Annotated in this window: 10 protein-coding genes and 2 tRNA genes; 4 read left to right on the top strand and 8 right to left on the bottom strand. The window is 70.6% G+C overall.

Going from position 1 to position 12,654, the window contains the following annotated elements:
• The first annotated feature begins 22 nt into the window (after positions 1-22).
• Positions 23-1,162 carry an ABC transporter substrate-binding protein gene (locus ACH4D5_RS11615; RefSeq protein WP_398301444.1) on the top strand — a complete coding sequence of 380 codons (1,140 nt, stop codon included), beginning with the start codon at positions 23-25 and terminating at the stop codon, positions 1,160-1,162.
• Positions 1,163-1,236: 74 nt separating this feature from the next.
• On the opposite strand, the gene ACH4D5_RS11610 is transcribed toward ACH4D5_RS11615, so the two are convergent.
• The 4 genes from ACH4D5_RS11610 to ACH4D5_RS11595 all read right to left on the bottom strand — a co-directional run bounded on the left by ACH4D5_RS11610 (position 1,237) and on the right by ACH4D5_RS11595 (position 6,490).
• Positions 1,237-1,310: transfer RNA gene (locus tag ACH4D5_RS11610), tRNA-Met, on the bottom strand.
• Between the two features lie 80 nt (positions 1,311-1,390).
• The gene (locus ACH4D5_RS11605; RefSeq protein WP_398300975.1) at positions 1,391-3,211 is read right to left on the bottom strand and encodes a tetratricopeptide repeat protein; all 1,821 of its coding nucleotides are present in this window, start codon (positions 3,209-3,211) and stop codon (positions 1,391-1,393) included.
• A gap of 233 nt (positions 3,212-3,444) precedes the next feature.
• Positions 3,445-3,518: transfer RNA gene (locus ACH4D5_RS11600), tRNA-Met, on the bottom strand.
• Positions 3,519-3,568: 50 nt separating this feature from the next.
• Positions 3,569-6,490 (bottom strand): UPF0182 family protein, encoded by a 2,922-nt coding sequence (locus tag ACH4D5_RS11595; protein WP_398301442.1) that lies wholly within the window; start codon positions 6,488-6,490, stop codon positions 3,569-3,571.
• Positions 6,491-6,638: 148 nt separating this feature from the next.
• Between ACH4D5_RS11595 and ACH4D5_RS11590 the strand changes: the two genes are divergently transcribed.
• A complete protein-coding gene (locus ACH4D5_RS11590; protein WP_362996365.1) occupies positions 6,639-7,178 on the top strand; it encodes a PPA1309 family protein in 540 nt (179 codons plus the stop codon).
• A 78-nt stretch (positions 7,179-7,256) separates the two neighbouring features.
• On the opposite strand, the gene ACH4D5_RS11585 is transcribed toward ACH4D5_RS11590, so the two are convergent.
• The 4 genes from ACH4D5_RS11585 to ACH4D5_RS11570 form a co-directional block, all read right to left on the bottom strand.
• Positions 7,257-8,348, bottom strand: coding sequence for a PDZ domain-containing protein (locus ACH4D5_RS11585; protein WP_398300973.1), 1,092 nt, complete (start codon positions 8,346-8,348; stop codon positions 7,257-7,259).
• 60 nt (positions 8,349-8,408) lie between these two features.
• Positions 8,409-8,579 (bottom strand): hypothetical protein, encoded by a 171-nt coding sequence (locus ACH4D5_RS11580; RefSeq protein ID WP_398300971.1) that lies wholly within the window; start codon positions 8,577-8,579, stop codon positions 8,409-8,411.
• 139 nt (positions 8,580-8,718) lie between these two features.
• The gene (locus ACH4D5_RS11575; RefSeq protein WP_398300970.1) at positions 8,719-9,183 is read right to left on the bottom strand and encodes a molybdenum cofactor biosynthesis protein MoaE; all 465 of its coding nucleotides are present in this window, start codon (positions 9,181-9,183) and stop codon (positions 8,719-8,721) included.
• A gap of 143 nt (positions 9,184-9,326) precedes the next feature.
• Positions 9,327-10,439 carry an SDR family oxidoreductase gene (locus ACH4D5_RS11570; RefSeq protein WP_398300969.1) on the bottom strand — a complete coding sequence of 371 codons (1,113 nt, stop codon included), beginning with the start codon at positions 10,437-10,439 and terminating at the stop codon, positions 9,327-9,329.
• A 191-nt stretch (positions 10,440-10,630) separates the two neighbouring features.
• On the opposite strand from ACH4D5_RS11570, the gene ACH4D5_RS11565 reads away from it, so the two are divergent.
• Both ACH4D5_RS11565 and ACH4D5_RS11560 read left to right on the top strand, forming a co-directional pair.
• Positions 10,631-12,088 (top strand): zinc-dependent metalloprotease, encoded by a 1,458-nt coding sequence (locus tag ACH4D5_RS11565; RefSeq protein ID WP_398300968.1) that lies wholly within the window; start codon positions 10,631-10,633, stop codon positions 12,086-12,088.
• On the top strand, positions 12,085-12,609 hold the full coding sequence (locus ACH4D5_RS11560; RefSeq protein WP_398300967.1) for an NUDIX hydrolase: 525 nt from the start codon (positions 12,085-12,087) through the stop codon (positions 12,607-12,609). Before ACH4D5_RS11565 ends, ACH4D5_RS11560 begins: the two co-directional genes overlap by 4 nt.
• The last annotated feature ends 45 nt before the right edge of the window (positions 12,610-12,654 follow it).

Below are 12,654 nucleotides of genomic sequence, written 5' to 3'. Positions count from 1 at the left end.
GACGCGTATCCGCACCACCGCCATGACACATATCCGCACCACCGCGTTCACGCTGCTCGTCGCGGGCTCGCTGCTCGCCGCCGCGGGCTGCGCGGAGAACGACGACGTCCCGGAGACCGCCGCACCCACCGGGCCCCGCACGGTCACCCCGGTGGCCGGCTGCGGCAAGGGCAGCTGGACCGACCCCGCCGACCTGTCCCCCGACCGCAGACCGGCCCGCTGCGCTCCGAACACACCCGCGCCCGAGCCGCTCGCCGAGGAGCGCCGCCTGACGATCGCGACCGGCACCCTGAGCGCCGAATACGTCGGCCCCCTCCAAACGGCCGTGGAAAAGGGCGAGTTCAAGAAGGAGGGCCTGAACGTCGAACTGAAGGTGCTGCCCACCCCCGACGCGCTCCCCCTCCTCGCCAAGGGCGACCTCGACGCCCAGTGGGCGGCCCCGGAAGCCGCCGTGATGAACGGCATCTCCAGCGGGTTCGACATCAAGTGGACGGCCGGCAACTTCTCCCCCGCCCCCCGCTCGAAGAGCGGCCTGTGGGTACGGCTGAAGAAGGACGAGACCGCGGACCGGGTCCCCATGGCGGGCCGCAGGCTCGGCACGATGATCGGCAAGGGGTCCGTCATCGCGTACCCCATGAACAAGGCCCTGAAGAAGCACGGCGGCGGCCTCGACAAGATCCGGTTCCAGCAGCTGGACTCGGCCGACGTCCTCACCGCCCTCCAGAACGGCGGCATCGACTCGGCCTGGCTGCTCGACCCGGTCTGGCGCAAGGTCGACGGCGACAAGAGGTACGCGTTCCTGGGCGGCCAGCCCCAGGGCGAGCCGCTGGGCGGCCTCCTCTTCGGCCCGAACCTCCTCAGGGAGGACCCGGACGCGGGCGTCGCCCTGCTGCGCGCGTACATCCGCACGGTGAACACGTACTTCGCGGGTGACTACAAGACCGACAAGGCCTTCGCTGCGAAGCTCGCACAGCTCCTGGAGACGGACGAGGAGGTGCTGCTCGCCACGCCGTCCCTCCGCATGGACTGGGAGATCCGCGCGGGCACGACGGACCGCCTGCAAGACGCGTACCGAGCGGCGGGCGTCTCGGAGGGGGCCAAAGTGCCGGAGGAGAAGGTGGTGGACCGCACGCTGTACGAGGAGGCGGTGGGCCACAAGTAGCGCCGCGCGAGGCGCGGGCGCAGACAACGCCGAAGGCCCGGAACCATGATCTGGTTCCGGGCCTTCGGTTTCAGTAGCGGGGACAGGATTTGAACCTGCGACCTCTGGGTTATGAGCCCAGCGAGCTACCGAGCTGCTCCACCCCGCGTCGGTAAACACAACAGTACGTCAACGCTACGACCAGCGCAAATCTGTTCTGCCGCGCTCCGACCCGCCCGGGGTGGAGACCTACGCGGAGAGCTCCTGGCGCAGCGCCTCGCGCAGCCGGCCCGCCCGCTCGGAGACCTCCGCGGGGCCGAGGTCGACCGCCCGCGAGGCCCACCGCTGGCCCTGCGCCAGCTGCCCGCGCCGGGCGTAGAGCAGGGCGAGGCGGAGTGCCGCGCGGCCGTGGCCCGCGTCGGCGGCCCGCGTCCACCACAGGGCTGCCTCCGGCTCGCTGCCCTCGCGGGCGAGCAGCAGCCCGAGGTTGAACGCGCCGTTCCGGCTGCCGGCCTCGGCGGCCTTGCGGTACCACTTGGCGGCCTCGACGACGTCGCCACGGCCCGAGGCGAGCATGCCCACCCGGACCTGGGCCCGCCGGTGGCCCTGCTGGGCCGCCCTCTCGTACCACTCCTCGCACTCGGTCTTCTCCGCGGCGGGCTCGCCGAGCGCCGGCGGCCCCGCGGGGGGGCGACGCGCGTCGAGCAGCATCCCGAGCCGGTACGCCGCCTCGGCGCTGCCGCCTCCCGCGGCACACCGCAGGTGCCGCTCGGCCTCTTGGTCGTCGCCCTCGCGCAGCCGCGCGGTGCCGACCTGGAGCGCGGCGTCGGTGTGCCCTGCGGCGGCCGCGCGCTCGTACCACCGCAGGGCGGCGGCCTCGTCGTCCCGGCTCGCGTACAGGATCCCGAGGTTGAACGCGGCGTCGACGCTGCCCGCCTCCGCGGCCTTGGAGAACCACGGCTCGGCCCCGGCCGCGTCGCCGCCCTGGAGCAGCAGCACGGCGAGCGCGTTGGCCGCCTCGCGGTGTCCCGCGTACGCGGCGCGGCGGTACCACTGGTCGGCGTGCGCGGTGCGGCCCTGCTCGGCGCAGAGCAGCCCGAGGTTGTACGCGCCGTTCACATCGCCCGCGTCCATGGCGGCGCGGTACCAGCGCTCGGCGGTCTGTGTCTCGCCGCGCTCGGCGTGCAGCGCGCCCAGCGCGTTCGCGGCGTTCCCGTCGCCGTCCTGGGCGGCCTTGAGCCACCACACGGCGGCGCTCTCCTCGTCGCCGGCGTCCCGCAGCAGGAAGCCCAGCGCGCAGGCCGCTCTCGCCTCCCCGTCCTTGGCGGAGTTGAGGTACCAGCGGCCCGCTTCCTTCAGCTCGCCGCGCCGCTCCAGGATGGAGCCGAGGTGCAGGGCGGCGCGCCGGTGGCCGCGGGCGGCCGCCTGGCGGTACCACTGCTCGGCCTCGTCGGCGGGCGTACGCGCGGCGGCGTCGGCGCGGCCCGCGCGGGCGGGCTGCTCGGCGCCCTCCGTGCCGGCCCGGCGGTCGAGCGCGCGGGCCAGGCGGTACGCGGCCTCACGGTGGCCGCGCTCGGCGGCGACCCGCAGCCAGCGCTCGGCGCCGACGTCACCGCGGTGCTCCAGGAGGTCCGCGAGCGCGTACGCCCCGAGGGTGTGGCCCTGCTCGGCGGACTGGCGCAGCCAGTACTCGGCGGCGGGCTCGTCGCCGCGCTCGCGGTGGTGGCGGCCGAGCGCGTGCGCGGCCGCGGCGGATCCCGCGACGGCTGCGACCCGCCACCAGCCGGCCGCCTCGTCCGCGTATCCGCGCTGGTGGAGGAGGACTCCGAGGTTGTTGGCGGCGGCGCGGTCGCCCTCGGCGGTCGCCGCGCGCAGCAGGGATTCGGCGCCGTCGAGATCACCGCGGCGCAGCAGAAGGCTTCCGAGAACGCTCATCGCGTCCACGTCGCCGGCCTCGGCGGCCAGCCGGTGGCGCATCTCCTCCGCGGCCGCCCCGGGATCCTCCCGGTCGGCCGGCTGCACAAACCGCCCTGTCTCCAACAGAGTTGCCTTGTCCCCCATAACGTCCATCGTCGCACCACCTGCAACCTGGGTACACCTGGTATACCGCAGCCAGTGAGGTCACTTCAGCGTTTTGTCGACATGCCCACAGAGAGATAAGTCAAACACAGATCTCCCAACTCTCCCCCTACCGAGCACCGTTCGCATGTCTTGGCATAGGACACCCGCACACGACGAGCACCGACACCCGGCACACACGACGAAGGCCCGGATCCGTAAGGATCCGGGCCTTCACCTTGCAGTAGCGGGGACAGGATTTGAACCTGCGACCTCTGGGTTATGAGCCCAGCGAGCTACCGAGCTGCTCCACCCCGCGCCGTTGTGTTGAAACCGTACCACGGCGCGAGAGGGCAGCTTGACCACCCACTACTCGGTCTTGTCGGGCTCCGGCTTGTCGGCGTTCTTGTCGGCGGCCTTGTCGTCCTTCTCCTTGGCCTTCGCCGACGCCTCCTCGGCCCGCTCCAGAGCCTCCTGGAGCCGCTCCTGCGCCTCGCCGTACGCCTTCCAGTCGTTCTCCTTCATGGCCGCCTCGCCGTCCTCGAAGGCCTTCTGGGCGTCGTCGAGCGCGTCCTGGACCGTCGGGTCGTTCGTCTTCGGCGGCTTGGTCGGCTCGTCCTCGCCCGGATCGTCGGCCGGCGGCTTGGTGGTCCCTTCCGTACTGAAGACCTGGTTGAGGCCCTCGCTGAGGGTGTCCGCGAAGGCGGTCTCCGTGCCGTACGACACAGCGACCTTCTTCAGAAGGGGATACGCCGACTTGCGTCCCTGTACGTAGACGGGCTCGACGTATAGGAAGCCGTCGTCCAGTGGCACGGTCAGCAGATTGCCGTAGAGGACGTCGGAGTCGGCGCCCTTCATGTCACGGACGAAGTTGCCGACTTCCGTCATGGAGTTCAGCTTGTTCTGCACCTGTTCGGGGCCGTCGACGTCACCCCGGACTCTGAGCAGCTGCATCTTGCCGTAGTTCGCACTTCTGGCATCGGCGTCGACCGTCATGAAGGCCCGTAGGTTGGGCCGCTCACTCGGGGTGAACGTCGTCGTCAGAGAGAACTGCTGCTGTGTCTGGCCCGGCGACTTCAGGGACAGGTAGTACGGCGGGACCGCACTGTCGTCCTTCTTCGTCGGGTCGTTCGGGACCTGCCAGGCGTCACTCGCGTTGTAGAACTGGCCGGGGTCCGTGACGTGGTACTTCGTGAGCAGCTCGCGCTGGACCTTGAACATGTCCTGCGGGTAGCGCAGGTGGTCCATCAGCTTCGGCGGGATCTCGCTCTTGTCCTTGACGGTGCCCGGGAACGCCTTCTTCCAGGTCTTCAGGACCGGGTCCTCTTCGTCCCAGGTGTAGAGCTTGACGTCGCCGGTGTACGCGTCGACGGTGGCCTTCACCGAGTTCCGGATGTAGTTGACCTGGTTCTGCTGGGCGATCACCGTGCGCTGGCTGTCGGCCTGCGACAGGGAGTCGGCGGTGGTGTCACCGAGCGTCGTCCGCGAGGCGTACGGATAGCCGTTGCTGGTCGTGTAGGCGTCGACGACCCACTGGATGCGGCCGTCCACGACCGTCGGGTAGACGTCGCCGTCGATGGTCAGCCACGGGGCCACGGCCTCCACGCGCTCCTTCGGAGTGCGGTTGTAGAGGATCCGCGATCCCTCGCCGATGGCTCCGGAGTACAGGATCTGCGGCTCTCCGAAGGACACCGCGTACGCGGCGCGGTTGATCGGGTTGGAGAGGTTGACCCCGCTGTCGCCCTTGTAGCTGTAGGTCTTCTGACCGCCGCCGTCCTCTTCGTAGTCGAGCTCCTTCTGGGGCCCGCCCACGATCGAGTACTGGGACGTCTTCTCGCCGTAGTAGATCCGCTGCTCGTACTCACCGAGGTTGCCGGTGGTGGGCAGGCCCGCCTCGGTGAACGCCGGGGCGCCCTTGGAGCCGGGCTTGGTCTCCGTGCCCTTGGCGGCGACCACTCCGTAGCCGTGGGTGTAGGCGAAGTGGTCGTTGATCCAGTTCCGCTTGTCGAGCTTGTTCACGTTCAGCTCGCGCAGGCCGATGATGGTGTCCTGGCCGTTGTAGCGGTCCACGTCCAGCGTCTTCGGGAACTGGTAGTAGCTGCGCTCCTGCTCCAGCTGCTGGAAGGTCGGCGAGACGATGTTCGGGTCGTTCAGCCGGTAGTTGGCCGCCGTGTCCGCGTCCTCGCGCTTCTTCTTGGGGTCCTCGTCGACCTTGCCCGCGCCCTTGTAGTCCTCGGGCTTCACCCCGCTGATGCCGTAGGCGTGGCGGGTGGCCTCGATGTTCTTCTCGATGTACGGCGCTTCCTTGGCCTGCTCGTTCGGCTGGACCTGGAACTTCTGGACGATCGCGGGGTAGAGCCCGCCGATGAGGATCGCCGAGAGCACCATCAGGCCGAAGCCGATGACCGGCAGCTGCCAGGTGCGCCGCCACAGCGTGGCGAAGAAGAGGATGGCGCAGATGACGGCGATGCAGAACAGGATCGTCTTCGCCGGCAGGTACGCGTTCGCGTCGACGTACTTCAGGCCGGTCCAGTTGTCCGTCGCCTTGAAGTCACTGGACTTCACCGCGAGGCCGTACCGGTCGAGCCAGTACGCGATGGCCTTGAGCGACACGAAGACGCCGAGCAGCACCGAGAGGTGACCGGTGGCCGCGGCGGTGGCGCGCGCGCCGGGGCTGGTGATCCGCAGCCCGCCGTACAGGTAGTGCGTCAGGGCGGCGGCGACCAGGGAGAGCACCGTGGCCGCGAAGCCGAAGCCCAGCAGGAAGCGGTACCAGGGCAGGTCGAAGGCGAAGAACGCCACGTCCATGTGGAACTGCGGGTCCTTCTGGCCGAAGGACACGCCGTTGACCCACAGGAGCCAGGTGCGCCACTGACCCGCGGCGGACGCGCCCGCGATCAGTCCCACCAGGGCGGTGACCCCGATGAGCAGCCACTTCTTGTACGGGGCGATGCCCATGCGGTACCGGTCGAGGCTCTGCTGCTCCATCGACATGGCACTCAGTGGCGGGCGCAGCCGGTGCGCCAGCCAGATGTTCACGCCGACTGCGGCCGCCATGAGGAGGCCGAAGACGAAGAACAGGCCGATCTTGGTCCACAGGGTCGTCGTGAAGACCGATGAGTAATTGACCGAGCGGTACCACAACCAGTCCGTCCAGAACCCCGAGAACATGACGAAGGCCATGGCCAGTACGGCCAGCACCCCCAGTGTCATGAGCAGGGTCCGGACACGCCGGGAGGGTCGGCCCACTCTGATCCGTGGCCCCGTCGGGCCTCCGCCGCGGTCCGGCATCTGGAAAGCCAAGGTGCGCACCTCGAAGTTCGCTGTTGATTCGCTGTTGGTCCATCAGGCCCCGGAGATCGTGGAGCCACACCTATGCAACTTACCTACGCTTTACTCGGTTCCCGTTTCTCGGGACTAACGAGGCAGGATTGTGACCATGTCCAACACTCCCATGGCAGCGAGCCCCCTCACCCGGGCGGTACTCGAGATCGACGAGTACGTATCCGGCCTCGGCTGGGACCGGCCCGCACGCCTCTTCGCGCTGGTCGACACCGCGCGACTGCGTACCCAAGAACCCGGCCTCGCCTCCCAGCTCGGCCTCGACGACGGCGTGGAGCACGCCGGCCTGACCCCCATCGAGCAGGAGGAGATTCCCGCGGACAAGCCGCTGGACGAATTCCTCGGCACCATCGCCTGGCCGGACGCGGTGGCGGGCTGCGCCCTCACCGTGGAGCGCCTGATGCTGCCGCCGTCCGCCGAGGCGTCCGTCCCGGACGGTCTCGGTGAGGCGCAGCTCGCGAAGTGGGTGGCCGAGCACCCGGACCGCCAGGAGGTCCGGATGACGGTCGCGGTGCTCCGTGACGGTGCGCGCGAGTCCGCGCTGCGGCTGCGCGAGAAGGACTCGCCGACCGAGGTCCTCACCGGCTCGGACCTGGTGCCCGGCCTGGCGGAGGCGCTCGCGGCGACGTTCGCGTAGCGGTACGTCAGATTCCGTTCTGTGCGCGGGTGGGGTGCCCCACCCGCGCACAGCTGTGTCGGGGCCCGGTCCGGCCGGTCAGCCCTTGGTGCACTTCGGCAGGTCGGCGGTGTTTCCCTTGCGGATCTTCTCCAGGGACTTCACGGCGTCGGCGATGGTGTCCACCTTGACGAGCGTGAGGCCGTCGGGGACGTCCTCGGCGGCGGCCGCGCAGTTGCCCTTCGGCGTGAGGAAGTACTCGGCGCCCTTGTCGCGGGCGCCGACGGTCTTCATCTCGATGCCGCCGATCGGGCCGACCTTGCCGTCGGCCACGATGGTGCCGGTGCCGGCCACGAACTTGCCGCCAGTGAGGTCGTCCGGAGTCAGCTTGTCGACGATGCCGAGGGCGAACATCAGGCCGGCGCTCGGCCCGCCCACGTCGGCCAGCTTGATGTCGATCGTGAACGGGAAGGTGTGGTCGGTGCCCGCCTTGATGCCGACGACCGCGCGGTCCGCGTCGTCCTCCGCGCCCTTCGTTTTGATCTTGACTTCCTCGGTCTCGGTCGGCGCCTTGCCCGCCTTCTCGGCGGCGGCCGCGGCCTTGACCGGGACGACGGTGAAGGTGACCGTGTCACCGGGCTTGTGATCGGTGACGAGCTTCGCGACGTCCGTCATCTCCTTGACGGGCTTGCCGTCCACCTTGCGGATGACGTCGCCCGCGTGCAGCTTGCCCTCCGCCGGGTCGCCCTTGAAGACGGTGGAGACGATCACCTGGGACTTCACCGGAATGTTCAGCTGCCTGAGCGCCGCGACCTTGGCGCTCTCCTGGGACTGGCTGAACTCCTCGGCGTTCTCCTGGGAGGACTGCTGCTCGGTCTTGCCGTCCGGGTAGAGCGTGTCGTGCGGCACCACGATGTTGTCGTGTGCCAGCCAGCCGTAGACGGCCTCCGCGAGGTTCATGTCGTAGTCGGCGCTGGTGACCCTGACCGTCGTCATGTTGAGGTTGCCGGTCGTGGGATAGGTCTTGTGACCGGAGATCTGCAGCACCGGTTCGCCGTCGTGGTCGCCGAGGGTGTTCACCGTGGGCCCGGGGGACATCTCCGAGTACGGCACTTTGATGAGTACTCCGGCGCAGAGCAGCGCGATCAGCATCAAGGTGGAGGCGAGCATCGTCGCAGTGCGGCGTGGCATGGAACGACAGTACGGGACCTGCCTGTGAGGGCACCCCCGGGGCCGGTCCGTACGGGGCTCTCAGCTCCCGGTGCGGGGCTTCTCCATCGCCTCGCGGAAGGCCGCGTAGCCGTTGAGCTCGTTGGCGTCACCCGTGCGGCCGGACTTGCGGTTGCGGGTCGCCCAGCTGCCCCACAGACCCGCGCCGACGGCCGCCAGGAGCGGAATGAGCAACCAGGCAAGTGATGCCATGCCGACCTCCCGAACCCGTGAGCCACCGCAACTGACTGATCAGCAGATTAACCATCCGCATGGTCAACGCTCACGGCAGGGGTCGGGTTACGCAACCGGAGCGCCGGTCACGCGGTCGGAGCCACCGGCGCCGGCCGGCTCAACACGCGCCGACCCACTCTTCCTTGCCGTCGGAGAAACGCTGGTGCTTCCAGATCGGCACCTCGTGCTTGAGGTCGTCGATCAGCTTGCGGCAGGCGTCGAAGGCTTCGGCGCGGTGCGGGCAGGAGACGGCCACGACCACCGCGAGATCGCCGACGGCGAGGTCCCCGACGCGGTGCACCGCGGCAAGGGCGCGCACCGGGAACTCGGCGACGACCTTCTCGGCCACCCGGCGCATCTCGGCCTCGGCGGTGGGGTGGGTCGAGTACCCCAGCTCGTCGACGTCCGCGCCGCCGTCGTGGTTGCGCACGGTCCCCACGAAGAGCGCCGTGCCGCCCGCCGCGTCGTCGCCGACGGCCTGGAAGACCTCGTCCAGGGAGAGCGGGGTGTCGCGGATCGCCAGGAGGCGGATCGGGTCCTGCGCGGCCTGCTCGCCGGGGTGGTCCATCGTGGTGCGTGCCATGCGGCCATGGTGCCGCACGGCACGGGCATCACGGAATAGACCTTTCGCCCGGCACGCGCGCGTGTCGCCTTGGAGTTCCCTACAGGGGCCGCCCGCTGGGCGCTCCCCACAGGAGCTGCCCGCGGACGGCGGCCCGGCGTGTCTCAGATCCTCCGCCGCGCCTTCCGCGCCCTGCGCACCACCGCCGCGGCGCCCAGCAGCGCGACCGTCGCACCCGCCGCGCCCGCGGCCGTGGCGTCCTTGCGCCCGAGCCGCCGACCGGCCACGGTGCGCCGCCCCGCAACCTCTTCGAGCAGCTCCGCGAGGACTTCCTCGTTGGTCCACTGCGGCCGCCACCCGGCGTCGTGCAGTCCGCTGACGCTGACCACCCACGGGTACATCGTGTACGCGAGGTCACCGGCCGGGGACGGGGTCAGGCCGATGCGGTGCAGCCGGGCGGCGGCGCCGAGCGCGACCGTCGACGGCAGCTCCATGCGCCGGATCCCGCTGAGCTCCTCGACCTCCTCCTGCTCCAGCCAGCCGTCGCAGCCGACGGCCAGCTCGCCGTCGACCTTCTCCAGGACGGCGTACTCCAGAGCGCTGCACAGGTCCTCGACGTGGCAGAACTGCCAGGCGGGGCGCGAGCCCGCCACGACCAGGAGCCGGGGCGACTCGAAGTAGCGCGTGAGGGCCGTGTCCGTGCCGCCGACCAGGATCGCGGGCCGCACGACGGTGACGTTGAGGCCGGGGTGCGCGCGGGGCGCCCTGCGGGCGAGACGCTCGACCTCCAGGAGGTCACCGACACCGGTGGCCTCCGCGGTGGCGCGCAGTTCGGCGTCTTCGGAGAGGGGCAGTTCGTTGTCGGGCAGCGCTCCGTAGACCATCGCCGACGTGCAGAGCACGACACGGTGCACGCCGGCCGCCGCGGCCGCGGTCAGCACGGTCTGGGTGCCGCGCACGTTGTACGCAGTGCGGGCCGCGGCGTCCGTCTCCAGGTCGAGATCGAGCGCCAGGTGCACCACGACGTCCGCGCCGCGCAGCTTCTCGGCGATGGCCGGATCCCGCACGTCCAGGATGTGCCACTGCGCCTGCGTGCAGTCGCCCCGGCGCTCGTCGATGGCGATGACCTGCTTGATCGCCTCCGATGCGGCGAGGCGCTCGGTCAGGAGCGCACCCACTCCGGAGGCGGCGCCGGTCACGGCGACTACCGGCCCTCGGACGGGCGCCGGGGTTGAGGGGTTTCGCGCTGCGCGAACCTGTGGATCTGGGGAACTCACCGGGCGTCTCCAGCGGTTGTCTTCAGTACGTACGCGTATGACGCGTACGTACCAGGTGGCATCCATCCTGCCGCAGGCCGTGAGTCGGCGAAGCACCGAGGCCCGAACCCGTCACGGTGTCTACGCTGGGTGGTGTTGTAGGGCAGCCGCCGCCGGAACGATACCGGCGGCCTGACGAGCCGAGGAATCCCGTGAGTGACACCCCATTCGGATTCGGCCTTCCGCCGGAGGAGCCGGAAGACGGCGACGAGGGCAAGAAGAAGGGATCCCCTGGAGAGGGACAGAGCGGGGGTCAGGGCGGGCAGGGCGCCGGTGGCCCCGCGAACCCGTTCGGTTTCGGGGGGTTCCCCGGAGCCGGCGGCGGTGACAACCCGTTCGCCGCGATGTTCGGTTCCATGAATCCGAACGACCTGGGCGCCGCGTTCCAGCAGCTCGGCCAGATGCTCTCGTACGAGGGCGGCCCGGTGAACTGGGACATGGCCAAGGACATCGCCCGCCAGACCGTGTCCCAGGGCACGGCGGACGGCACCAAGGACGCCAGCGTCGGCCCCGCCGAGCGCTCCGCCGTCGAGGAGGCCGTGCGCCTGGCCGACCTGTGGCTGGACGACGCGACGTCGCTGCCGTCCGGGTCGGGCACGGCCGTCGCGTGGAGCCGCGCCGAGTGGGTCGAGGCGACCCTGCCGGTGTGGAAGGAGCTCGTCGACCCCGTCGCCGAGCGCGTCGGCCTGGCCATGGGCGACGTGCTGCCCGAGGAGATGCAGGCCATGGCGGGCCCGCTGATCGGCATGATGCGCTCCATGGGCGGCGCCATGTTCGGCCAGCAGATCGGCCAGGCCGTGGGCGTGCTCGCGGGCGAGGTCGTCGGCTCCACCGACATCGGCCTCCCCCTCGGCCCGTCCGGCAAGGCCGCGCTCCTCCCGGTGAACATCGAGGCCTTCGGCAAGGACCTGGGCATCGACAAGAACGAGGTGCGGCTCTATCTGGCGCTGCGCGAGGCCGCCCACCAGCGGCTCTTCGCCCACGTCCCGTGGCTGCGCTCGCACCTCTTCGGCGCCGTCGAGGGTTACGCCCGCGGGATCAAGGTCGACACGGCCAAGCTGGAGGACGTGGTCGGCCAGCTCGACCCGCAGAATCCGGAGCAGCTGCAGGAGGCCCTCCAGCAGGGCATGTTCCAGCCCGAGGACACCCCGGCACAGAAGGCCGCCCTGGCCCGCCTGGAGACGGCTCTCGCGCTCGTGGAGGGCTGGGTGGACGCGGTGGTCCACGCCGCCGCGAAGCCCCGCCTGTCGTCCGCCGACGCCCTCCGGGAGACGCTGCGCCGCCGCCGTGCGACGGGCGGCCCCGCGGAGCAGACGTTCGCCACGCTGATCGGCCTCGAGCTGCGCCCGCGCCGGCTGCGGGACGCCTCGCGCCTGTGGGCCTCGCTCACGGACGCGCGCGGTGTCGACGGCCGCGACGGCCTGTGGGAGCACCCGGACATGCTGCCGACGGCGTCCGACCTGGACGACCCGGACGGCTTCGTGCACCGCGAGCAGATGGACTTCTCCGAGCTGGACAAGATGCTCGGCGAGGCGGCCGGCGGCGGCTCCGCCAAACCCGACCTCACGAAGGACGAGGGCGACGACTCCAAGGACGACGACGGCAAGTGAGCCTGCACGACGACACGGTCCTCGTACTGAAGGGCTACGAGGACCAGGACGAGCTGCGCCAGTACTACCTGGACCACCTCGCCGCGCACCCCGCCGACGGCATGTGGAAGTCCTGCACGGACGGGCACGTGACGGCCAGCGCCCTGGTCGTCGACCCCTCGCGCGGGCGCGTGCTGCTCACCCTGCACAAGAAGCTGCGGATGTGGCTCCAGATGGGCGGCCACTGCGAGCCGGGCGACCCGACGCTGGCCGCGGCCGCGCTGCGCGAGGCGACGGAGGAGTCCGGCGTGCCGGGCCTGACGCTGCTGGCGGGCGGCCCGGTGCGCCTGGACCGCCACCCGATCCCCGGGCCGTGCACCCAGCACCTCGACGTGCAGTACGCGGCTATGGCCCCTGCGGACGCCGTAGAGGCGATCAGCGACGAGTCACTGGACCTGCGCTGGTTCGCGTACGACGAGGTGGCGGATGTCGCCGACGAGTCGGTCGTACGCCTGGTGGAGGCGACGAGGGCACGCCTCTAGCAGGGCAGCCTGTATCGGGGCGCCCCGTGAGGGGCGCGGGGAACT

Source organism: Streptomyces sp. NPDC018029, from assembly GCF_044327655.1.
GTDB lineage: Bacteria > Actinomycetota > Actinomycetes > Streptomycetales > Streptomycetaceae > Streptomyces.
The sequence above is the reverse complement of the archived record's forward strand: the minus strand, read 5'-3'. Positions and strand labels throughout refer to the sequence as shown.

Bases quoted from the DNA above. Each gene is read 5' to 3' on its own strand.
- ACH4D5_RS11605 (WP_398300975.1), bottom strand. From the start codon at position 3,211: ATGGACGTTATGGGGGACAAGGCAACTCTGTTGGAGACAGGGCGGTTT.
- ACH4D5_RS11590 (WP_362996365.1), top strand. From the start codon at position 6,639: ATGTCCAACACTCCCATGGCAGCGAGCCCCCTCACCCGGGCGGTACTC.
- ACH4D5_RS11585 (WP_398300973.1), bottom strand. From the start codon at position 8,348: ATGCCACGCCGCACTGCGACGATGCTCGCCTCCACCTTGATGCTGATC.
- ACH4D5_RS11595 (WP_398301442.1), bottom strand. From the start codon at position 6,490: ATGCCGGACCGCGGCGGAGGCCCGACGGGGCCACGGATCAGAGTGGGC.
- ACH4D5_RS11575 (WP_398300970.1), bottom strand. From the start codon at position 9,183: ATGGCACGCACCACGATGGACCACCCCGGCGAGCAGGCCGCGCAGGAC.
- ACH4D5_RS11580 (WP_398300971.1), bottom strand. From the start codon at position 8,579: ATGGCATCACTTGCCTGGTTGCTCATTCCGCTCCTGGCGGCCGTCGGC.
- ACH4D5_RS11615 (WP_398301444.1), top strand. From the start codon at position 23: ATGACACATATCCGCACCACCGCGTTCACGCTGCTCGTCGCGGGCTCG.